At 72.4% G+C, this 22,372-nt stretch carries 15 protein-coding genes; 9 read left to right on the top strand and 6 right to left on the bottom strand.

Features of this window, described 5'->3' with window-relative positions:
* Window positions 1-87 precede the first annotated feature (87 nt).
* The 5 genes from QFZ76_RS38125 (at window position 88) to QFZ76_RS38105 (ending at window position 8,419) form a co-directional block, all read left to right on the top strand.
* On the top strand, window positions 88-4,338 hold the full coding sequence (locus tag QFZ76_RS38125) for an NEW3 domain-containing protein (RefSeq protein ID WP_307677936.1): 4,251 nt from the start codon (window positions 88-90) through the stop codon (window positions 4,336-4,338).
* Window positions 4,335-4,961, top strand: a complete 627-nt coding sequence (locus tag QFZ76_RS38120; protein WP_307677935.1) for a peptidyl-prolyl cis-trans isomerase — start codon at window positions 4,335-4,337, stop codon at window positions 4,959-4,961. Before QFZ76_RS38125 ends, QFZ76_RS38120 begins: the two co-directional genes overlap by 4 nt.
* 175 nt (window positions 4,962-5,136) lie before the next feature.
* On the top strand, window positions 5,137-6,507 hold the full coding sequence (locus QFZ76_RS38115) for an extracellular solute-binding protein (protein WP_307677934.1): 1,371 nt from the start codon (window positions 5,137-5,139) through the stop codon (window positions 6,505-6,507).
* A 2-nt stretch (window positions 6,508-6,509) separates the two neighbouring features.
* On the top strand, window positions 6,510-7,544 hold the full coding sequence (locus QFZ76_RS38110) for a carbohydrate ABC transporter permease (protein ID WP_307677933.1): 1,035 nt from the start codon (window positions 6,510-6,512) through the stop codon (window positions 7,542-7,544).
* Window positions 7,541-8,419 carry a carbohydrate ABC transporter permease gene (locus tag QFZ76_RS38105; RefSeq protein ID WP_307677932.1) on the top strand — a complete coding sequence of 293 codons (879 nt, stop codon included), beginning with the start codon at window positions 7,541-7,543 and terminating at the stop codon, window positions 8,417-8,419. Before QFZ76_RS38110 ends, QFZ76_RS38105 begins: the two co-directional genes overlap by 4 nt.
* A 4-nt stretch (window positions 8,420-8,423) precedes the next feature.
* Here QFZ76_RS38105 and QFZ76_RS38100 read toward each other — a convergent pair whose 3' ends face one another.
* Window positions 8,424-10,682 (bottom strand): glycoside hydrolase family 3 N-terminal domain-containing protein, encoded by a 2,259-nt coding sequence (locus QFZ76_RS38100; protein ID WP_373464411.1) that lies wholly within the window; start codon window positions 10,680-10,682, stop codon window positions 8,424-8,426.
* Entirely contained in the window at window positions 10,679-11,710 is a 1,032-nt protein-coding gene (locus tag QFZ76_RS38095; protein ID WP_307677931.1) for an N-acetylglucosamine kinase, read from the bottom strand. Before QFZ76_RS38095 ends, QFZ76_RS38100 begins: the two co-directional genes overlap by 4 nt.
* Window positions 11,711-11,792: 82 nt before the next feature.
* On the opposite strand from QFZ76_RS38095, the gene QFZ76_RS38090 reads away from it, so the two are divergent.
* Entirely contained in the window at window positions 11,793-13,010 is a 1,218-nt protein-coding gene (locus tag QFZ76_RS38090; protein ID WP_307680244.1) for a cellulase family glycosylhydrolase, read from the top strand.
* 18 nt (window positions 13,011-13,028) lie between these two features.
* Here QFZ76_RS38090 and QFZ76_RS38085 read toward each other — a convergent pair whose 3' ends face one another.
* A complete protein-coding gene (locus QFZ76_RS38085; RefSeq protein ID WP_373464410.1) occupies window positions 13,029-14,534 on the bottom strand; it encodes a glycoside hydrolase family 3 N-terminal domain-containing protein in 1,506 nt (501 codons plus the stop codon).
* 275 nt (window positions 14,535-14,809) lie between these two features.
* Between QFZ76_RS38085 and QFZ76_RS38080 the strand changes: the two genes are divergently transcribed.
* The gene (locus QFZ76_RS38080; RefSeq protein WP_307677929.1) at window positions 14,810-15,859 is read left to right on the top strand and encodes a lysylphosphatidylglycerol synthase transmembrane domain-containing protein; all 1,050 of its coding nucleotides are present in this window, start codon (window positions 14,810-14,812) and stop codon (window positions 15,857-15,859) included.
* A 119-nt stretch (window positions 15,860-15,978) separates the two neighbouring features.
* Here QFZ76_RS38080 and QFZ76_RS38075 read toward each other — a convergent pair whose 3' ends face one another.
* The gene (locus tag QFZ76_RS38075) at window positions 15,979-17,046 is read right to left on the bottom strand and encodes a glycoside hydrolase family 5 protein (protein WP_307677928.1); all 1,068 of its coding nucleotides are present in this window, start codon (window positions 17,044-17,046) and stop codon (window positions 15,979-15,981) included.
* Window positions 17,047-17,234: 188 nt separating this feature from the next.
* Between QFZ76_RS38075 and QFZ76_RS38070 the strand changes: the two genes are divergently transcribed.
* Window positions 17,235-18,278: a LacI family DNA-binding transcriptional regulator gene (locus QFZ76_RS38070; RefSeq protein ID WP_307677927.1), complete on the top strand. Its 1,044-nt coding sequence runs from the start codon at window positions 17,235-17,237 to the stop codon at window positions 18,276-18,278.
* Between the two features lie 34 nt (window positions 18,279-18,312).
* Here the strand turns inward: QFZ76_RS38070 and QFZ76_RS38065 are convergent, their stop codons facing one another.
* Together QFZ76_RS38065 and QFZ76_RS38060 are read right to left on the bottom strand one after the other, a co-directional pair.
* Window positions 18,313-19,431, bottom strand: a complete 1,119-nt coding sequence (locus QFZ76_RS38065; RefSeq protein WP_307677926.1) for a DUF1152 domain-containing protein — start codon at window positions 19,429-19,431, stop codon at window positions 18,313-18,315.
* Window positions 19,428-20,867: a coproporphyrinogen-III oxidase family protein gene (locus tag QFZ76_RS38060; protein WP_307677925.1), complete on the bottom strand. Its 1,440-nt coding sequence runs from the start codon at window positions 20,865-20,867 to the stop codon at window positions 19,428-19,430. The genes QFZ76_RS38065 and QFZ76_RS38060 overlap by 4 nt, the downstream gene beginning before the upstream one ends.
* A 170-nt stretch (window positions 20,868-21,037) precedes the next feature.
* Here QFZ76_RS38060 and QFZ76_RS38055 point away from each other — a divergent pair, with 170 nt between their 5' ends.
* Complete coding sequence (locus QFZ76_RS38055; RefSeq protein WP_307677924.1) at window positions 21,038-22,285, top strand: ATP-grasp domain-containing protein; 1,248 nt, start codon at window positions 21,038-21,040, stop codon at window positions 22,283-22,285.
* The last annotated feature ends 87 nt before the right edge of the window (window positions 22,286-22,372 follow it).

The raw sequence follows: 22,372 nt of genomic DNA, 5'->3' as shown, positions 1-22,372 counted from the left end.
CCGGAAAAATACAGAGATGGTTGTTTGAATCATCGTTCCGGTGCCACGATGGGGCTCCCCCGAGCATCCTCGTAGGAGCCCCCTCCCATGCGCGTGTCCTCTGTCGAGTCGACCGAGCTCTTCGTCGGAACCACCGAGCAGCCGCGCCAGGTGGTGGCCGTCGAGTTGAGCCACACCCCCGGCCGGACCGTCCGCCTCAGCGTCGAGGGGTCCGGGATCACCGGAGTCGCCGTCGTGCAGACGGCCGAGGACGGCACCGTGCGGGCCGAGATACCCGTGCACACCGACCTGGCCGTCGGTGAGCGGCGCGAGATCACCGTCACCGCCGCCGACGGCGACCGGCTCACCCAGCACACCGGCGAGTTCACGGCGGCCGAGCCCGGCTGGACCATGTTCATGGTCAGCCACTTCCACTACGACCCCGTCTGGTGGAACACCCAGGCCGCCTACACCGAGACCTGGGACGTCGCCGACGACCCGGCCCTCACCGGTCTGCCCGCCCGCACCTTCGACTCACGCGGCCAGTCCGGGATGAGCCTGGTGCGGGCGCACTGCGATCTGGCGCGGCGCGACCCGGCGTACGCCTTCGTGCTGGCGGAGGTCGACTACCTCAAGCCGTACTGGGACGCCTTCCCGGAGGAGCGGGCCTTTCTGCGCGAGCTGATCCGCACCGGGCGCGTCGAGATCATGGGCGGCACCTACAACGAGCCGAACACCAATCTCACCGGCGCGGAGGCGACCGTACGCAACGCCCTGTACGGCGACGGGTTCCAGCGCGGGATCATCGGGGCGTCCCCGGAGACCGCCTGGCAGCTGGACGCGTTCGGGCACGATCCGCAGTTCCCGGGGCTGATGGCGGACGCGGGGGTCACCTCCAGCTCGTGGGCGCGGGGGCCGTTCCACCAGTGGGGGCCGACGCTGTCGGTGTTCGGCGAGGAGCCCCGCGATCCCCAACGGATGCAGTTCCCGGCCGAGTTCAGCTGGATCGCGCCCTCGGGGCGCGGGCTGCTGACCGCCTACATGGTCAACCACTACGGCGCCGGCTGGGCGATCGACAACGCGCCGACCCTGCCCGAGGCGGAGGCGGCCGCGCTCAAACTGTTCAGAGGGCTCAAGAAGGTCGCGCTCACCCGCAACGTGCTGCTCCCGGTCGGCGGGGACTACGCGCCGCCGTGCCGCTGGGTGATGGGCATCCACCGGGACTGGAACGACCGGTACGTGTGGCCGCGCTTCGTCAGCGCGATCCCGCGGGACTTCTTCGCCGCCGTGCGTGCCGAGCTGGAGGCGGAGGGGCGCAAGGCGTCTCCGCAGACCCGGGACATGAACCCGGTCTACACCGGCAAGGACGTCTCCTACATCGACACCAAGCAGGCCCAGCGGTACGGCGAGGCACTCCTCGCCGACGCCGAGGCCTGGGCGACGCTGGCCTCGCTGGTCACCGGCCACCCCTATCCGGACGCGGCGCTCGACAAGGCCTGGCGGCAGTTGGTCTACGGCGCCCATCACGACGCCATCACCGGCTCCGAGTCCGACCAGGTGTACATCGACCTGCTGACCGGCTGGCGGGAGCTGTACGACCTCGCCGAGACCGTGCACGCCGACGCGACCCAGGCCCTGGCCGACCAGGTCGCCCCGGCCACCGGCCCCGACCTGGTCGTCTTCAACTCCGCGACCTGGGAACGGCGGGATGTGCTCACCGTCGACGATCCCGGCCTGGTGCCCCTGGGCGAGGACTTCCGGCCCCTGCCCGCCGTCCGCGAGGAGGACGGCCGCCTCCGGGTCGTCGTACCGGAGGTGCCCGGCATGGGCCTCAAGGCGCTCCCCCTCTCGGCGGGCTCCGCACCGGGGTGGACCCGCGGCGAGGGCCTGACCATCCGCAACGAGTTCTACGAGGTGACGGTCGACCCCGCGCGCGGCGGCGGCGTCAGCAGTCTGCGCGCGCTCGCCGAGGACGAGGACGGGGACGGGGACGGCGGCCGGGAGCTGCTGCGCCCCGGCGACATCGGCAACGAGCTCGTCGTACAGGAGGAGTACCCGAGGCACCCGCGCTTCGGCGAGGGGCCGTGGCACCTGACGCCGACCGGGACCACCGCCGCCCGCGGGCGGGACGTGAACGCCGATGTCGAGATCGAGCACTCCCCCGCCGGGTCCCGCATCACCGTCCGGGCCGACCTCGGACTGTTCCGGTACACGCAGCGGCTGACCCTGTGGACGGGCGTCGACCGGCTCGATGTCTCCACGACCGTCGACGGCTACGACGGCGCCGACCGGCTGATCCGGGTGCGCTGGCCGTCCGGCGTGCGGGGCGGGCTGCCGGTGCACGAGGTGGCGGACGCCGTCATCGGGCGCGGGTTCGGGTTCGTGGAGGTGGACAGCGAACAGTTCCCCTGGACGCTGGACAACCCGGCCAACACCTGGTTCGGACTGGGCTCCACCGCGCGGGTCGCGGTGCGGGACGAGACCGGCGAACTCGTCGGCCACCGTGCGATCGGGGTCGCCGAGCTGGTGTACGCGGACTGGGAGGTCGCCGGTGCGCTGGGCACTCCGCTCGCGGCGGCCCTGGTCCGCGCGGGCGTCACCGCCACCTCGACCATCGCCGGGGGTCCCCGCTACGGCGACCTGGAGGTGGACTCCAACCTCCCCGACATCCGGATCGCCGTCGGCGGTCCCGACCGCAACTGCGTGGTCGCCGAGGCGCTGGGCTGGGACCCAGCCGCCGGGCGGGAGCTCGCCCGGCAGCTGGCGGAGCGGGGGGTGGCGGCCGTGTGGGTCGCGCCGCGCGCCGGGCTGCGCGAGGAGTGGGTGCCCGGGGCGGACCTGCGCGACCTGGAGCGGCTGCCGCTGCTCGTGGTGGCGGGGGCCGGGCCCGAGGACGACGCCAAGGCGGTCGACGCGCTGATCGCCGACCTGGACGACTTCAGCGTCACGGCCACCGCGGCGGGCGGCGGCGAGGCGCTGCCGCCGGGCGACGCCTGGGACGGGCGCGGCTTCGCCGTCCTCAACCGGGGCACGCCCGGCTGCGTGGTCACCGCCTCCGGCGACCTCTACATGTCCCTGATGCGTTCCTGCACCGGCTGGCCCTCCGGCATCTGGGTCGACCCGCCGCGCCGCACGGCCCCCGACGGGTCCGCTTTCCAGCTCCAGCGCTGGTCGCACACCTTCGACTACGCCGTCGTGGCGGGCGAGGGCGACTGGCGGGAGCAGCGACTGCCCGCGCGCGGGCACGAGTTCAACCGTCCGCTCACCGCGCGGCTGCGTGCCGAGAACGGCGCCGAGACCCTGCCTCGGCACATCTCCCTGCTCACGCTGGAGCCCGCCCGCGAGGTCCTGCTCGACGCCCTCAAGCCGCTCGGCTCCCCGCTCGCCCGGGGCAGCGTGGCGCCCGCCGACCCGGGGCGCGGGATCGTCGTCCGGATGCACGAGGTGAACGGGCGGCCGGTGCGGGCGCGCGTGCACGGGCCGTCCAGGTGGGCGCAGGGCACCCGTGCGGACGTACTGGAGAGGCCCGGGGAACGGCTGGCGCCGGACCGGGAAGGGGGCCTGGACGTCGGTCTGACCGGCTTCGAGGTGGCGACCTTCCTCGCCACGCCGGCTCCGGCCGGCCGGCCGGAGCCCGATCCCGGCGTCGCCGCCCACGAGCCCGCCCAGCCCGTCCACACCCGCTACTGGCTCCACAACTCCGGGCCCGCCCCGCGCGGCAACCTGCCCGTGGCCGTGTACGTCTCGCCGGCCGCGCTCACCGCCTCCGGCCCCGTCACCGCGACCGTCCGGGTCGCCTCGGAGCTGACCGACGCGCCCGTCGCGGGCACGGTGGCCTTCGAGGTGCCGCCCGGCTGGTCCGCCGAGCCCGCCGAACTGCCGTACGCGCTGGGCCCCGGCGGGTTCAGCCTCGCCGAGGTCACGGTGACGCCGCCGGCCGGCGCCGAGCCCGGCCGGCACTGGCTGGCGGCCCGGCTCTCGTACGGCGGGCAGACGTACGAGGACGTCGTGGCGCTGGATGTGCCGGGCGGACAGTCCGGGCCAAGTCTGGTGTCGGCGCTGGGAGTCGATCGGCTCACCGTGCGCCGGGACGAGCGCGTCCGGGTTCCGGTGATCCTCCGCAACACCACCCTCGGGCCGGTGAGCGGCCAGTTGTGGGCCGTGTCCTCCTGGGGCACCTGGCCGGGGGTCGGTCCGGGCCTCCAGGGGTTCACCGTGGGCGGCGGGGAGCAGCGGGAGTGTGTGATCGAGGTGGACGGCTCGGCGGTGCCGCCGGGGTCGTACTGGCTGATGGCGAAGGTCGCCTGGCACGGGTGCGTCGCCTACACGGAGGCGGTCGAGCTGGAGGTGACCCGATGACCGGGCATGCGGCCGTGGTGGACGGCGAGGGGGTCGCGAAGGAGCGGGTGGACGCCCTGCTGCGGGCCGTTCCGGCGCGGGACCGCGAGACCCGGCACGAGTCCCTCGCCCGGGCCGAACGGCAGCGCAGGCGCTGGGCGACGCAGGTGGTCGTCACCGACGAACTCGCCCGCCGTGCCTGCGCGGAACGGGGGCTGAACCCGCCGGCGGAGGTGTCCCCGGCACAGGTGCTCGCGGTGGCCGAGACCGACGTGGCCGACCTCGGCAGCATCGTCGCGGCGGCGCTCGCGCACTCCCCGGCGGCACGGGTCCTGCTCGACCGGCTCGAGCGGGAGCAGGACGTCCCCGAGGCGGCCGTACGGGACTACTACGAGCGCAACCGGGACCGCTTCCTCACCCCGGAGGCGCTCAGACGCGGCGCCGACCCCTTCGGCGGGGCGGTCGCCGAGGACTTCCTTCCGTATGAGGACGTCCGCCAGGGCGTCGCGCGGGAGCTGCGGCGGGCGGCGGGCCGGCGGGCCTTCTTCGACTGGCTGGACCGGGCGCGGGCGGGCGTGGTGTACGCGCACGGGTACGAGCATCCGGGCGATCCCTCGCACCCGGACCACGAACACCGGCACTGAGGCCGCCCTGCGCCGCCCTGATCAGCGACTTGATCGCGGACGGAACCTAAACGCAACACGGCAACCCATTGACCTCCGATGAATTCTGGTCCACCTTTTCATCAATCGGAGTCGAAGTTGGTTGATTGAACCAGCCCGCATCCCTGGCTGAACGGTCTGCTGGAGGACACACGACATGCGCGCAAGACGACTGACCCGCACCCTCACCTGTATCGCCGCCCTCTCCCTGGCCGCCGCCGGCTGTGGTCTGTCCGGCGGTTCCGACAGTGGCGACGCCACCGCCGGCGGCTGCAAGGTCGACAAGGGCAACGTGGGGTCGGGAAAGCTCACCGGCGACGTCAAGGGCGACATCACCTTCCAGACCACCAACCTGAAGAAGGACTTCGGGGGCTACTTCAACGGGGTCATCGCGGCCTTCGAGAAGGCGCACCCCGGCACCAAGGTCAAGTGGATCGACGACCCGGGTGACGCCACCTTCACCCAGCGCCTGGTCGCGGACGCGCAGGGCTGCACGCTGCCGGACGTGGTGAACATCAACGTCAACACGGCGATCGCGCTCACCAAGAACGGCTACCTGCTGGACCTGGACAAGAAGGCCCCGGACGCGGGCAAGCCGTTCGTCCCCGCGCTGTGGAAGTCGAGCATGTACGCGGACGCCTCCGGCACCAAGGTGCACAGCGTGCTGCCCTGGTACTCCGGCGGCATCGTGCAGACCTTCAACACGGACCTGATGAAGGAAGCCGGCCTGGACCCGGCCAAACCTCCGACGACCGTCCTCGGCCTGTTCGCCGACGCCCAGAAGGTGGCCGAGGCCTCGGACGGCAAGTACTACGCCTTCCTCGCCAACCCGCAACTGCGCATCCCCGCCGACTGGCAGCAGATGGGCATCAAGATCTTCTCCGCCGACGGCAAGAAGTTCACCTTCGCCGACGACCCGAAGACCACGCAGTGGGTCGAGGCCATGACGAAGCTCTACAAGGCCGGCGGGATGCCCCGGGACTCCCTCTCCTCCACCCAGGACCCGGCCAACGTCTTCGGCCAGGGCAAGCTGGTCTACGGCCCCACCAACCCCAACTTCCTGCGCTTCATCCAGCAGAACAACCCGAGCGTCTACAAGAAGACCGGCGTCGCCCGCTTCATGTTGGACGACCTGGGCCACACCGTCGGCGCCCCGCAGTACATAGGCACCGCCGCCACCAGCAAGAACGCGCCGACCGCGCTCGCCTTCGCGCAGTTCCTGACCAACGCGCCGAACCAGCTGGAGTGGGCGAAGGACCCGAACGTGGTCATCTTCCCGTCCACCACCGCCTCGCTCGACGACCCGTTCTTCCAGTCGGTCAAGGGCACCGACCCCTTCGCCGAGGCCCGTAAGATCGTCGCCAGTGACCGCAAGACCGCGACGGCCGACGAAATCGCCCTCACCCCGGGCGAGTTGAACGCCTTCTCGGCCCAGATCCAGCTCGCCATGCAGGGCAAGAAGAGCGCCGAGGACGCCCTCAAGGAGGCGCAGTCCAAGGGCAACGAGCTGATCGAGCAGGGCAGCTGACGATGGCTCAGCACACCCTCGACCAGGCGCCCGTTCCCGCCTCCCCGGGGGCGGGCGCCCTGAGCCCCGGCACTTCCTCGCACCGCCCGCCGGGGCGCCTGCGCCGCGCCCTCCGCTCCGTGGTTCCTGGCCCGACCGCGGACGCGGGGGGCGCGGCCCTCTACCGCCGGTGGTGGCTGCCCTGGCTGTGGATGGCCCCGGCGATCGTCGGCACGACGGTCTTCGGGGTCTTCCCCTTCCTCAACACGCTCCTGGTGTCCTTCACCGACGCCAAGCCGCTCGGCGGCACCTACAACCTGGTGGGCCTGGACAACTACACCCGGATGTTCGGCGACTCGGACTTCTGGCTGGCGACCCGCAACAGCGTCCTGTACGCGGTGATCGTCGTCCCCCTGATGATCCTGCTGCCGCTCCTGCTGGCGATCCTCGTGGAGAAGAACCTCCCGGGCATCGGCTTCTTCCGCTCCGCCTTCTACACGCCCGTCCTCGCCTCCAGCGTGGTCGTCGGCCTGAGCTGGCAGTGGCTGCTGAGCGACCAGGGACTGGCCAACACCTGGCTGGAGAAGGCCCACATCATCCGGGAGGCCATCCCCTTCCTGTCCGACTCGTGGCTGATCCTGCTGTCGGCGATGGGCCTGACGATCTGGAAGGGCCTCGGCTGGTACATGATCTTCTACCTGGCCGCGCTGGGGAACGTCCCGAAGGAACTCCACGAGGCGGCCGCCGTGGACGGCGCGGGCTCGATCCGCCGCTTCTGGCACATCACGGTGCCGGGCGTGCGCCAGTCGATGATGCTGGTCGGCACCCTCACCGGCATCGGCTCCCTGCGGGTCTTCACCGAGATCTACATGCTCGGCGGCTCCACCGGCGGCCCCGGCGGCGCCGACCGCACGCTCCCCTTCTACATCCGGGACGTCGGCCTCGACCCGCTCACCGGCAACGCCGGCTACGGCGCCGCGGTCAGCGTCGCCCTGTTCGCCCTGACCCTGGGCCTCACGCTGCTCGCCCAGCGCCTGACCAAGGAGGACGAGTCATGACCACGGCCGTGGACAAACCCCGGCGCCTCATGCCGCGCTGGCGCGACTACGGCCGCCCCCGCGAACTTGTCCTCCGCTACCTGCTGTTGGTCTTCGTCCTGTTCATCACCGTGGGCCCGCTGCTGTGGCAGCTGCTGTCATCGCTCAAGGGCCCCACCGAGGACGTCTTCGGCTCCGGCGCCTCACTGTTCCCGCACCACCCGAGCCTGCGCGCCTACCGGCAGGTCTTCGACCAGGTCCCGGTGTGGACGTACATCAGGAACAGCTTCTTCGTCGCCGTCATCTCCATCGCCAGCCAGCTCGTCTTCTCCACCATGGCCGGCTACATGCTCTCCAAGCCCGGCTGGAAGGGCCGCAAGCTGGTCTGGGTCGTGCTGATGGCGTCCATGATGTTCCCCTTCGAGTCGATCATGGTGTCGCTTTTCCTGAGCATCCGCGACCTGGGCCTGGTCGACAACCTGGTCGGCGTCTGGCTGCCCGGCTTCGTCGCCGCGATCAACGTCCTGATCATGCGGGCCGCGTTCCTCGCCGTGCCGCGCGAGATCGAGGACGCGGCGATGCTCGACGGGGCGGGCGAGTGGAAGCGGTTCCGATACCTGTACCTGCCGTCCGCCTACGGCGCGATCCTGGTCGTCACCATCAACACCTTCATCAGCGCCTGGGACGACTTCCTGTGGCCACTGATCGTGCTGCGCACGGAGGACCACTTCACGCTCACACTGGGGCTCTCCCGCCTCCAGTCGTCGTCGTTCGGCTACGACCAGCGGCTGGTGATGGCCGGTTCGGTGATCTCGGTGATTCCCGTGCTGGTGCTGTTCATCATCACCCAGCGGTGGTTCTACAAGGGCGTGTCGTCGGGGGCCGTGAAGCTCTGACGTCTCAGACGAGGGGGACGCGCAGGGTCGCCGGTACGGCGGTCAGCGCGTCCCCCGCCGACTGCGCGACCCGGATCTCCAGCGTCCCCGGCCCTACGGCCGTCACCAAGTCGGCGCCGACCTGCGCGAGTTGGTCGGCGCCGAGCGAGAAGGCGACAGTGCGGGACTCGCCCGCCCGAAGGTCGACGGCCCGGAACGCGCGCAGTTCGAGCGTGCGCGGCCACACGGGGGTGACCAGCCGCCGGATGTAGAGCTGGACGACCGTACGCCCGTGCCGCTCCCCCGTGTTGGTGACGTCGACCTCTACGGTGTGCCCGGACAGCCGCGGCGGTCCGTACGCGAAGCTCGTGTACGCCAGCCCGTGCCCGAAGGAGTAGAGCGGTGCGGCGCTGTCGTCCACGTAGTCGCCGTACTCGTTGTCCTTGTGGTTGTAGTACACGGGGAGCTGGGCCGCCGAGCGCGGGACGGAGACGGGGAGGCGGCCGGTCGGTTCCCGGAGCCCCAGCAGGATCTCGGCGATCGCCTCGCCGCCCCACGGGCCCGGATACCAGGCGGTGAGCAGCGCCGCCGCGCGCTCGGCCGCCTCGGGGACGGCGTGCGGGCGGCCCTGGATGAGGACGACGACCGTGGGCGTGCCGGTCGCGGTGACGGCGTCGAGCAGGGCGTGCTGGGCCTTCCCGAGCCGCAGTCCCGCGAGGTCGACGCCCTCACCGCAGGTCATCTCGGAGACGGCACCCCGGGCCGCCCCGTTGGCGTCGAAGTCGGTGTCCGGGGTGCGCGCGCTGCTGCCGCCCAGCACCAGCACGGCCAGGTCGGAGGCGGCGGCCGCGGCGACCGCCTCGGGGATGCCGGAGAGGTCCTGGCCGGTGAGAGCGCAGCCGCGGGCGTGACGGATGTCGACGCCGGGCGGGGCGAGTCGCCGCAGCCCGTCGAGAACGCTGCTGCCGGTGCCGGGGCGTTGCGGGGCGGTGTAGTCGCCCAATTGGTGGGCGGTGGTGGCGGACTGGGGTCCGATGACGGCGATACGGGAGACGCCCGCCGCGACGGGCAGGACACCGCCGTCGTTGTGGAGGAGGGTGACCGCGGCCCGGGCCAGCGTCGTGCTCACGTCCCTGCCGTGGGCCGGAAAGTCCGTGCGCGTGGCGTGCTCTTCGAACAGGCCGAGACGGAACTTGAGCCGCAGGACCCGCGCGACGGCCGCGTCGAGCACCTCCTCACTCACCAGCCCCCGCTCGACCGCCTCTTCCAGGTGGGTGAAGCCCTGGTCCCAAAGGCTCAGGTCGACACCGGAGTTGAGCGCGAGAGCGCCCGCGGAAACCTGGTCGCCGGTGATACGGGCCAGCCGGTCCACGGCCAGTCCGTCCGCCATCACCAGCCCGTCGAAGCCCCAGTCCTCGCGCAACAGCCCGGTGAGCAGAGCCCTGTTGCCGGAGCACGGCATCCCGTCGACCTCGTTGTACGCGGCCATGACGGCGGCGGCTCCGGCACGAACGCCGGCCCGGGCGGCGGGGAGATGGATCTCGTGGAGTTCGCGGGGCCCGAGCTCGGACTCGGCGGAGTTGCGGCCGCCGACGGTGGCGCCCTGTCCGGCGAAGTGCTTGAGGACGACGGGGGCCTTGTCGGCGGCGAATCCCGCCGCGTGCTCCCCCTGCATGCCCCGCACCAGCGCCTCGGTGAGCCGCGCCGCCAGGTACGGATCCTCGGTGAAGCACTCCTCCGTACGGCCCCAGCGCGGGTCGCGGGCGATGTCCAGCGCGGACACGAGGGCGACATGGCCGCCGCGGGCCCGCAGTTCGGCGGCGGCGTGGGCGGCGGCGTACTCGTACAGGCCGGGGTCCCAGGTGGCGCCGACGGCCAGGTTCACGGGCAGGACCGTGCCGTCGAGGGCCATGTGGCCGTGCGGCACCTCCTCGACGAACAGCGCCGGTATGCCGAGCCGGCTGCGCTCGACGACATGCCGCTGCACGAGATCGGCGAGGGCGGCGCCGTCCTCGGCACCGGGCCCGTTGGTGTGGTCGACGCCGGACCACGCGTCGGCGCGCTGGAGCCCGTAGAGGGCGCCGAGTCCTGCGAAGCGCTCGGTCTCGGCGTACAGGGCGTCGGTCAGTTCGAAGCCGCCGTCAGGCGTGCGGCGGTAGGCGTCCCAGCCGTACATCCGCTGGTTGAGCTGGCCGGCCTTCTCACGCAGGGTCATCCGGGAGAGCAGGTCGCGGACCCGGTCGTCGACGGGGGCGGTGGGGTCGCGGTAGACCATGTCGTTCATCGGCTGCCGCCGCCGTGCGCGAGCCGGGCGAGGGCCACGGCGCCCCGGCAGCCGTCGGCCACCCAGTCGAGCGTCAGGCCGAGGGGGACGAGGCGGTCGGACAGAGGGATCGTCAAAGGGCCGTCGGGACCGAGCAGGCCGCCGGTGGCGACGAGCGGTTCGCCGGGGCGGGGGTTCAATGCCCGTACGGTCTCGGTCAGTTGGTCGGCGGCCTCTTCGAGGATGGCTTCGGCGACCGCGTCCTTCTCCCGCGCCGCCTCGGCCACCAGTGGGGCCAGCCGGGCGAGCCGGATCGGCGGGTCGGCCATGACGGCCGGGAGCAGGTGCATGCGGTAGGCCTCGCGGCGGGGACGAGTCCAGCCGGCCCCGCGGTCATCCTCGTCGTCACCCGGCAGCACGCCGCCCGGCAGTCCCAGTGCCCGCCCCACGGACGCGGCCAGGGCCGTTGCCGGTCCCCGTCCGTCCGCCATGCGCAACGCGGCCCGTACCGCCGTACGCCCGATCCAGAAGCCGCTGCCGTCGTCGCCGAGCAGCCAGCCGTCGCCGTCCACGGTGACCGTGCCCCGGCGGCCGGCGATGCGCATCGCGACCGCGCCGGTGCCGGCCACGAGGGCGAGGCCGTCGGCCGGGGTGCCGGGCGCGGCGGCGAAGGCGGCCTCGATGTCGCTGCAGATGCCGACCGGGCCGGCCGGGATGCCGAGCCGCCGCAGGGCCGAGGTGAGGGCGGACCGGGCGTTGAGGTGCCCCGGGTCGTCCGGGGAGGCCGCCGTGGCGCCCGCGAAGCCGCCGGCCACGGAGACGACCCGGCCGCGCGCCTCCTCGGGCACCGCCGCGGCGACGGCCTCGGCCAGATGCTCGATGAGCTGCGGCATCGGAACGGTCAGGGCGTTGCCCGGCCCGGCGGCGCCCTCGCCGAGCAGGCGGCCGTCCGCGGCGGCGGCGAGCACGACGCGGGTACGCGTGCCGCCCGCGTCGAGGCCGACGACGAGCTCGTCGTCGCCACACTTCTGGTTCAAATCATTGCCCATCACTGACTATGGTGGTTGATACATTCGCCCAGCACAAGAGCGGTACTCACACAGGACAAGCCCCGGACTCGAGGAGGATCCCATCCCTACACTCCGCTTCGGCGTCAACTACACGCCCCGCCGCGGCTGGTTCCACTCCTGGCACGACTTCGACGCCGTGCACGCCCGGGAGGACCTGGACCAGATAGCCGGGCTCGGCCTCGACCACGTCCGGGTCTTCCACCTGTGGCCGCTCCTGCAGCCCAACCGCACGCTCATCCGCCCCGCCGCCGTCGACCAGCTGGCGCAGCTCGTCGACCTGGCCGCGGAGGCGGGCCTCGACGTCCTCGTGGACGGCGTGCAGGGCCATCTGTCCAGCTTCGACTTCTACCCGGAGTGGACCCGCAGCTGGCACCACCGCAACGTGTTCACCGACCCCGAGGCCATCGAGGCGCAGGCCGGCCTCCTGCGCACGCTGGGCCGCGCCCTGGCCGACCGCCCCAACCTGATCGGTCTCCAGCTCGGCAACGAGCTCAACAACCTGGTCGAGCACAACCCGGTGACGGCCGAGGAGGTCGACCACTACCTCGACACCCTGCTGGCCGCCGCCCGCGCGGGCGTGCGCCCCGGTCACCTGGTCACGCACTCCGCGTACGACGCCGCCTGGTACGGCGACGACCACCCGTTCACCCCACAGGCCTCGGCCCACAAGGGCGATCTGACCACCGTCCACCCCTGGGTGTTCTCCGGCGACTGCGCCCGCCGCTACGGCGCCGCCTCCCCACAGGTGCACCACCTCGCCGAGTACGGCACGGAACTCGCCACGGCGTACGCGGCCGACCCGGCCCGACCGGTCTGGGTCCAGGAGACGGGCGCGCCCGAGCCGCACATCCCGGCCGCCGACGCACCGGAGTTCGCGCGGGCGACCGTACGGAACGCGGCCGAGTGCGCGAACCTGTGGGGCGTGACGTGGTGGTGCTCCCACGACGTGGACCGCTCCCTGGCCGACTATCCGGAGCTCGAGTACACCCTGGGCCTGTTCGACGCGACGGGCCGCCGCAAGCCGATCGCGGACGCCCTCGCCGCCACGGTCGCCGACCTGCGCGACCGGCCGCCGTCACCCGGGCCGCGCGAGACGGCCCTGGTCCTGGACTGCACGCCCGCCACCCGTTCCGTGTCCGGCCCGGGAGGCGTGTACTTCGAGGCGTGGATGCGGCTGCGCACGGAGGGGGTCCGGCCGGCGGTGGTGCTGGCGTCGCGGGCGGACGACGAGGGTTACCTTGCGGCGCGCGGGATCAAGGAGGTCGTACGCCTGCCGTAAGGCGTCACCTCCGGCACGTCACACCCCCGCCAGCGCCTCCGCGACCGCCCGCAGGTTCACCTTGCCGCGCCCGTACGAGCACAGGGTGCCGTCGTCCGGCAGCCCGGTGGCCACGCGTACCGCGTCCGGCCGCCGGGCCAGCAGGGCGTCGCGCAGGCCCGCCTGCCACGGGTACAGCCCGGCGTCGCAGGTGGCGACGACCAGGGGGGTGTCCCGGGCCAGGCGCGCGATGCCGTCGACGAGGGCGGCCGGGTCCGCGGGCTCTCCGGTGACGCAGGTGCCCGTGGCCGTGGGGTCGACGGCACGCAGCTCGGTCAGCAGGTCCTCGCCGCCCCAGTTGAGCGCCGGGTGCGGCGGCGGGAACAGGTCGACGACATGGGCGCCGCGCACGGGTACGGGACCACTGCGGCTCCGTACCGCCCGGCGGGCCGCCTCCAGCCCCGCCCCCGCGTCCCACGCGGCGACCTCGGCCGCGGGCGCCGCATACCGCTCCGCGAGCCGGCGCACCCGCCCCGCGGCCTCCCCGACCCGCTCGTCCGGCAGTGTCCCGGTGCGCAGCGCGTCCAGCACGGCGTCCCGGCAGCCCAGCGTGACCTCGAGATCCGGTACGGCGACGATGACCTGGTCCGCCCCCGCGGCGAGCGCGATCCGCGCCCCGGCCGCCTCGCCGTAGCGGTCGGCTATCGCCTTCATCTCCAGCGCGTCGCTGACCAGGACGCCGTCGAAGGCGAGCTCGTCGCGGAGCAGGTCGCGCAGAATACGGCGGCTGAGGGTGGCGGGGCGGTTGGCGTCCAGCGCCGGGAACACGACATGGGCGCTCATCAGCATCGGCACACCGGCGGCGATGGCGGCCCGGAAGGGCGTGAGGTCGAGTTCGTCGTACGGCCGTGGGTCCACGGCCAGCTCGTGGTGGCTGTCGGTCACGGTGCCGCCGTGGCCGGGGAAGTGCTTGGCGCAGGAGGCGATGCCGCGCGCCTCGGTGGCGGCGATCCAGGCCGCCGTGTGGCGGGACACCAGCTCCGGGTCGGTGCCGAAGGCGCGGGTGCGCACGATCGGGTTGTCCGGGAGGTGCTGGACGTCGGCGACCGGCGCGTAGGACGCGGTGATGCCGAGCGTCGCCAGATGCCCGGCGAGCGCGTCGGCGCACCGGGCGGTCAGGTCGAGGTCGTCTGCGACGCCGAGGGCGAAGGAGCCGGGCACCTCGGGGGCGCCGGCGCTCACCAGGTGGCCGATGCCGCCGCCCTCGTTGTCGATGCCCACGAGCAGGTCGGGGCGCAGGGCCCGCAGGGTGTCGGTGAGCCGACGCACCTGCTCCGCGTCCTGCACGTTGCGGGTGAACAGGATGACCGCGCCGAGACCGCGGTCGACCAGCCGTTTCAGGGTGTCGGGGACGGCCGTGGTGCCGTCGAACCCGGCGACCAGACAGCGGTGGGCCGCCTCGTCCAGGTCGACGGGGAGCGCGGTACGGGCGGTGCTGAGGGTCACGCCTTCGGGGTGGCTCACCCCCGAAATCCTCTGGCTCATTCAGCCAAAAGTCAACAGTCACGTGGATTGGTGATTCACCCTCCCCGGGGGCGCACCGGGACTGAGACCCCGGTGCCCTGGGCAAACTCACTTCCGACGGCCGCACGCCCACGCCCCGTCGGTTTCCGGTCACCACGGCGTCACACCGAACGGGAAAGACTCAGCGGTCCCCACTGCTCGTCTGCTCGCCTGCTGTACCGCCCCTGCATCGCCTCGGATCCGTAGCGCCCCGCGCCGCACCGCGCGGGGCGCTACGCGGAAGGACGACGTGCGCCGTGTCCCTGCTCCCGCTCGACGGTCCCTCCGGAGCGCTCCCCGCCTCCGCTCCTGACCCTGCCCCCGCTCCCGCTCCCGACCCCGACCCCACCGCCGGCCCCGCCCGTTCCCCAGCCCTCGCGCGCCTCCTCCCCAAGGCGCTGACCCTGCTCCCGCTCCTGCTGATCGGGGCGTGGGCGGCGTTCGACTGGCACACCGTGTACGACGGCGCCGCCCGGCTGGCCGCCGCCGACCCCTGGTGGCTGCTGGCGGCGGTCTTCTTCACCTGCCTCGGCTGGGTGGCCGCCGCGTGCGTACGGCAGGGCGCCCTGCCCGACCGACTGCCGCCGGGCCTGCTGCTCGCGTCGCAGTTCGCCGCCGGCGCCGCGAACCACGTGCTCCCGGCGAGCATGGGCGCCCACGCGGTCACCCTGCGTTTCCTGCTGGGCCGGGGCATCCCCCTCCCCCGGGCCGCCGCCTCCCTCGCCCTCTACGTCCTGGTCCGCCCGATCGCGAAGACGCTGGTGCTCCTGGTCTTCCTCGCCGCCTCCCCCGACCTGCTGCGGCTCGACCAACTCGCCCCCGACGAAGGAACGTTGCTGCTGGGTGCCGGAGCCGTGACCCTCGGTCTCGCGGTACCGGCCCTGCTCGCGGCGGCCGTACCGCCGCTGCGCCGCCCCGCCCTCACCTTCGTACGCACCGCCCTGACCGACGCCCGGACGCTGCACACCCGGCCCGCCCGCGTCCTCGCCCTGTGGGGCGGGGCCGCCGCCACCCCGCTCCTCCAGGCGAGCGTGATCGCCTCGGTCGGCGCCGCGCTCGGCCTGCCGCTGAGCTGGGCGCAGGTCACCCTCGCGTTCCTCGCCGCGGGCGCGGTCGCCGGAGCCGTCCCCGCACCGGGCGGCATCGGCCCCGTGGACGCGGCCCTGGTCTTCACGATGGCCGCACTCGGCGCGCCCCTGAGCCTCGCCACGGCGACCGTCATCGGCTACCGCGTGGTGACGATCTGGCTGCCGCTGATCCCGGGCGCGCTCGTCCTGTCGGCGCTCGTCCATCGCAAGGTGCTGTAGGGAACGGCGGTCCCCGTGGCCGTGGCGGCTGCGCCGGGGATTGCCCCGCACTCCCCGATGAGCGGCCGGTGGCCCCCGCGTCAGGTCGCGAGGGCCACCGGGAACCGGGGTCGTCCGGGTCAGGGCTGCTGGACGGCCTTGCCGCGTCCCCAGGCCCAGGCGAGCCGGTCCGCGCCGGACTGGTTGGTGGTGGCCAGCCAGGGGCGGGCGGGGTCGCCGGTCAGGGTCTGGAGGGAGTAGGTGTCGTCGGTGCGCAGGCCGGGCCAGTAGACGGAGCCCATCTTGAGCTCGCGGAAGGTGTCGGTGACGGCCTGGAGGAAGTTGATGTAGTTGTTGTCCGGGGTCGGCACGTTGTAGTTCAGTCCGGTGGTCATCGGGGATCCGAACTCGTCCGCGACAGTCCGGTTCGCGCAGTCCCCGATGCGCACCTTCAGGTCGGCCACCCACTGGTCGTAGGTGGCGTACTCCTTCCAGAACCCGTAGTGGTGCAGCGACAGGTAGGTGCCCTTCAGACGCGGGTCGGCGCACACCGAGGTGACGTGGTCGTTGTAGCCGGCGCCGCTGACGAAGATCCGGTTGCGCGGGACCGACGGGTAGGTCGACAGCCACTGCGCGGCCTTGTCGGCCCACTCGGTGTCGGTGTAGCCGTGCGGCTCGTTCATCGGCTCGAAGTAGACGCGGCTGTCGTTCTTGTAGGCCTTGACGACGTTGTTCCACATGGGCCAGTAGGTGGCCTCGTCGTCGATGAAGCCGTCCTTCTGGGCGCCCGTCCCCTCCCAGTAGGACACGATGACCTTGAAGCCCTTGTCGGAGGCCGCGTCGATGACCCCGCGGTACGACTTCCAGTAACTGCCGTTGACCGTGTACGGGTTGATGGGCAGCCGCACGGTGTTGGCCCCGAGGTTCGCGCGGAACGCGGAGATGATCCGGCTCGCCTTGGTGTAGGTCTGGGCGTAGGTGTCGGAGGTCGACAGACCGGACAGCTGGAGGAGGTCGTCGGCGAAGTTGTCGCGCGGGTCGGCCCAGTTCACGCCCTTGAACTGGGTGGTGTCCGTCTTCGGCGACGCGGCGGAGGCGGAGGCCGGGCTGCCGGCGAGGGTGGTACCGCTGATCGCGGCGAGGGCGACCGCGACGAAGGCGGTACGCAACCGGGGCGTGAAGCGGGTGCTGGTGGGGGTCTTGCGCATCGACGTACCCTTTCAGGTCAGCATGTTTACGTAAACATGCTGGACAAGCGGTGGGGGTCCAGGGTGATGTTTACGTAAACTTGGCGGCGCCGGAATCGTGACATCCGACCCAGCGGTCGTCAAGGTTTCCCACACGTAACATCCGGTGCGTTGCGCAACAGCCTGCGGACGGGTCGAAGGAGGCACCAGTGGTGGAACGGGGCGGTTCGGGCGTGCCCGGCGGGCGCCGCAAACAGCGGGTCTCCATGGCCGATGTGGCCCAGCTCGCGGGCGTCTCGTCCCAGACGGTCTCGCGGGTCTCCAACGGCCATCCCGGAGTGATCAGTTCGACCCGGGAGCAGGTGCTGGCCGCGATGCGCGAGCTGGGCTACCGGCCCAACAGCGCCGCCCGCGCCCTGCGGTACGGCCAGTTCAACACCATCGGCGTGATCCTCTTCAGCCTGTCCTCGACCGGCAACAGCCGCACCGTGGAGGCGATCGCCACGCACGCCGCGGCCGAGGGGTACGCGATCACGCTGATCCCCATCGACGTCCCGACCCAGGACAACGTGCTGGGCGCCTTCACGCGCATGGGCGAGCTGGCCGCCGACGCCGTCATCGTCATCATGGAGATCCACCTGCTCGACGCCGCCACGGTCCAACTGCCGCCCGGCGTCCATGTCGTGGTCGTGGACTCCGACGCCGGCGACCGCCACAGCGTGGTCGACACCGACCAGGCCGACGGCGCGCGGAAGGCCGTACGCCACCTGCTCGACCTGGGCCACCGGACCGTGTGGCACGTGACGGGCCCCGAGACCTCGTTCGCGGGCCAGCGCCGGACGCAGGCCTGGCGCGCGGTCCTGGAGGAGGCCGGCTGCCCGGTGCCGCCGCCTCTGTACGGCGACTGGTCGGCCGAGTCGGGCTACGCGGCCGGCCTCGCGCTCGCCGACGAACCCGACTGCACCGCCGTGTTCGCCTCCAACGACCAGATGGCCCTCGGCCTGCTGCGCGCCTTCCACGAACGCGGCCTGTCCGTCCCCCGGGACGTCAGCGTCGTCGGCTTCGACGACATCCCCGACGCGGCCTTCTTCGTCCCGCCCCTCACCACCGTCCACCAGGACTTCGCCGAGGTGGGCCGCCGCTGCGTGCAGGGCGTCCTGAGCCAGATCCGCACCCAGGGCGATCCTCGGCCCGGGACCGACCTCGTCCCGACCAGCCTGGTCGTCAGGAACAGCACGGCGGCACCGCGATAGCCAAGGCGCGGACGCTCCGGATACGCGTGGGCGGTCAGTGCAGGGCGTGGACGGGGCCGTCGTCGGCGAGCAGGGTGCGTACCTCGGGAATGCGCTGCCAGGGCAGGCCCAGTGCCCGGGTGGCGAAGCGGGACGTCACGTGGCTCGCGTCGCCGGCCTGTGCCCAGATCCGCTCCCGTGCCCGGTGCGCGTCGGCCGGGAACGGTGTCGCCGAGGGGGTGGGCGGCGCGGTGGGGCGGCGTTCGCGGGCGATCTCGTGGATGCCCGTGAGCTGTGCCGAGAGGTCGGCCGCCTCGTCCACGGTCCTGGGACACGACTCCAGCAGGCCCCGCGCCACCGGGTTCTCCGCCACGGCGGCTTCCAGGCCGATGTTCCGGACGTACGCGGAGGCGTCCGTGAGCGGGATCGCCCGCCCCACGGTCCGCACGGTGCCGCGCACTCCATGGACGGCCGCGGCGAACAGGGCCGATGCCTCCGACGGATGCCAGGCCAGGGCGCGGTAGGCCGCCTGCGCGTGCCCGGAGGTCGGTGCGAACCGGTCGTCCGTGCCGGCCAGGCGGTCCAGGCGGTCCAGGCGGTCCACAAGGACGTCCTGGGGGATCTCCCCGTCGGTCCCGGGGCCGGCGATGTGCACGGTGGCGTCGACTTCGGCGAGGGTGCAGGCGGCGAGAACCAGAGCGTCCACCAGCGGGCTGCACAGCGTGTCCTCGTCGCCGTGGGTGAGGATGTCGCCGCCGACGTCGACGATCCGCACCCGGCCGGGGCCGCAGGCCTCGGCCAGCCGCCGGATCCGCGCCGCCAGACCGGCGAGCCCCTCGTACGGGTCGAGCAGCACGAGCCGTACCGGCAGGTCCGCGGCGAGCCGGGGGAGGGTGGAACCGGCAGGGGCGACCGCCCGCGCGGCGGGAGTCAGGACGTGCCCTTCGGGACGGTCGAGGAGTCCGGTGAAGTCCCGTACGCCGAGCGGGCCGGGAGTCGGATCGACCTCCGGGCGCTCCCAGGAGTAGGTGGCGACCACGGGCACGTCCGGGCCGGCCCTCCCGTGCGCCCCGCCCGGTCCGGCAGTCGTGTGCAGCGCGCTCATGGCGATCGCGGTGATCGCGGTCCCGATCGGGTCTCCGCCCCCGCCCGCCGCGATGAACAGGTCGCTCACGCGGTCTCCCGCGCACCGGTGATTCCGGTGATGCGCACCGGAGTTCCCATGTTCCTGCGAGCCCGCGCGTTGACCTCGTGCAGCCCCTCGTAGTACTCGCGGTCCAGGTGTTTGACCCGGCCGGAGTAGAACATCCAGGACAGGACGTCGCGGTACTTGAACCCCTTGGGGGTGAGCTGGATCCGGCCCGGGCCGACCCGGTGCACCAGCCCGTTGGACTCCGCCGCGTCCAGCACCGCGGCCACCTCGTCGGCGATCGCGTCGAGACCGGAGCGGTCCAGCTCGGCGAGGTCGAGGTCGAAGGTGTCCAACACCAGCCGCTTGCGGGCGCGTTCCTCCGGGGTGAGGACGAAGCCCGTGGTGGGGCGCAGGGTGTGCGCCTTCGCCTGGTCGATGTACTGCGCGACCTCCGTGAGGGACGGCTTGACGCTCCCGGTCATGTAGTCCAGGACCGAGGTGTACGAGCGTGCGCCGACCCCGAGTCCGAGCAGCGGAACGCCGTGGAAGGTGAGGACCTTCTGCACGTAGCCGCCCCGGCCGGGCTTCTTGTAGCGGACCGAGCCCTCCTGCACGTAGCCGTGCGCGGTGAACACCTCGCGGGCGTAGTCGTAGCGCTCGTACAGCTCGGGCTTCCACATGTACTGGTAGGAGCCCGTCCGGGAGAACCACGCATCCGGGCGCACCGTCAGGAAATAGGTGGAGACGGTGGTGGGGGCCAGCTTGGCCAGTTCGTCCACCGAGTGCCGCCAGGACTCGGGGGTCTGTCCCGCGAATCCCATGATGAGGTCGGTCGACAGGTCGGGCAGTCCCCGCTCGTGGGCGATCCCGACGGCCCGGCGGATGGTGTCCTCGCCCGCCTGGCCGCGCCCCGCCTCCCGGATCTCCTGGGGAACCAGGGACTGAATGCCGATGTTGGCCCGGGTCAGGCCCAGTTGGAGTAACCGGCCGAAGCCCTCCGGGTCCGCGACGATCGAGTCGGGAGTGGCCTCGACCGCGACCTCCTCGACGGTGGAGCGCCAGTTGGGATAGACGGACCCGAGGGTGTCGAAGATCTTCTCGAAGTGGCGGGTGCCGAGCAGGGAGGGGGTGCCGCCGCCGATGTAGACGGTGCGCAGCCGGCGCGCCTGGATGACCTCGGCGTGGTCGCGGATCTGTGCACAGAGCGCGTCGGTGTAGGCGTCGTACAGCTCCTGGTCGGTCGAGATGACCGTGTAGAGGTTGCAGAAGCCGCACTTGTAGCGACAGAAGGGCACGTGCAGGTAGAGGTTGAGCTCGGGGACTTGATGGTTGCTCAGGTCGCGCGCCCAGACCTCGCGTGCGTCCCAGGCTCCCTCGTCGAGGGGCCGGTAGGTCGAGCGCGGCGGATAGGAGTACTGGTAGGGCGGTATGACGCCCTGTTCGATGTACTGGGCGAGCTCGTTGCGCAGGTTGTTCACGTTGGATCCCTCTGGTCGGGCCTGCCGTGCGTGCGTTACCGTGCCTGCGCATTCGAACATGCAACAATTTGTTGAGGCCATAGGGCGAGTGCACCAACTCGGCGCTTTCGAAAGGTGTTTACGTTGGGGAAACCTTCAAGTCATCGATGCCTGGCGACAGTTGACGTCGAATGAGCGATGAGCCGAACGTCACCGGCGTGCTGGTGGTCGAACCGATGGGGAACGCCGGCCCGTTCCTGGCCGAGGCCGCCGACCGGCTCGGACTGCGGCTGTACGGCGCCACGCACCGCGAGGTCCATGAGAGGTACGCCCCCTGGCTCACCCGGGCGCTGGCCGGTGTCTGCTTCACCGACCTGACGGACTCGGACCGGGCGCTTGACGACCTGGAGACCTACTGCCGGGAGCACCGGATCGGCGCGGTCGCGGCCTGCTGGGAGCTGTTCACCCCGCTGGCGGCGGCGCTGGCGGCGCGGCTCGGACTGCCCGGCAACGATCCGGCCCTCGCGCGGGCCGCCCGCAACAAGATCGCCATGGCCGAGGCCTTCCGGACGGCCGGGATTCCGGTCCCGGCGGGCGCGGTGGCCGCCGACGCCGAGCAGGCGCACCGGGCCGCGGCCGATGCCTCGCTGGGCTGGCCGTTGGTGGTCAAACCGGCCGAGCAGGGCGGGTCCTGGGGCGTCAGCGTCGTGGCCGGGCCCGACGGCCTCGACGACGCGGTCGCCGCCGCCCGGCGGTTCACGCGGGCGATGCCGCACGGGCTGCCGCTGGACGCGCGGGTGCTGTTGCAGAGCTATGTGCCGGGCGCGGAGTACTCCGCCGAGACCGTGGTCGCCGACGGCGTCCCGTACGCGCTGCCGGTGGTCGCCAAGGACACCACCTCCGGACGGTACCGGGTCGAGACCGGGCACACCTGCCCGGCCGGACTGCCGCCCGAGTTGACCCGGGCGGTGCAGCACACCGCGGCCCGCGCCGCTCTCGCCGTCGGGATCCGCAACGGCATCGCGCACACGGAGGTGAAGATCCCGCCCGGATCCCACACGCCGGTCGTGATCGAGACGGGGGCCCGGCTGCCCGGTGACAACATCTGCGAGATCGTCGAGGCCGCGACCGGGATCAGCGAAGCCGTCGCCTACCTCCAGTCCGTGACGGGCCGGCTGCCCGACACCGGGGCGACCCGGGAACGGGCGGCGGCCATCCGCTTCCTGCTCCCCGAGCGCGCCGGGGTGCTGGAACTCGTCCGCGTGCCCGACGTCCCCGGCACCCACAGCGAGATCGAGGTGCGTCCCGGGGACCCCGTCCCCGAACCGGCGGACAGCTCCGGCCGGATCGGCCACGTGGTGGCCGTGGCCGACTCTCCCACCGAGGCCCGCCGCCTCGCCGACCGGGCGATCGCCGGCACCAGGCTGAACGTGAAGTGACCCACCCGTCCCCGGAGCAGCCCACCCGTCCCTCGAGCAACCCACCCGTCCGCGGAACAGAAGTGAAGTGACCCCACCCGTCCCCAG

The organism is Streptomyces sp. V4I2 (assembly GCF_030817655.1).
In the GTDB taxonomy this organism is placed as follows: domain Bacteria; phylum Actinomycetota; class Actinomycetes; order Streptomycetales; family Streptomycetaceae; genus Streptomyces; species Streptomyces plumbiresistens.
This window is presented reverse-complemented; position numbering and strand designations above follow the sequence as displayed.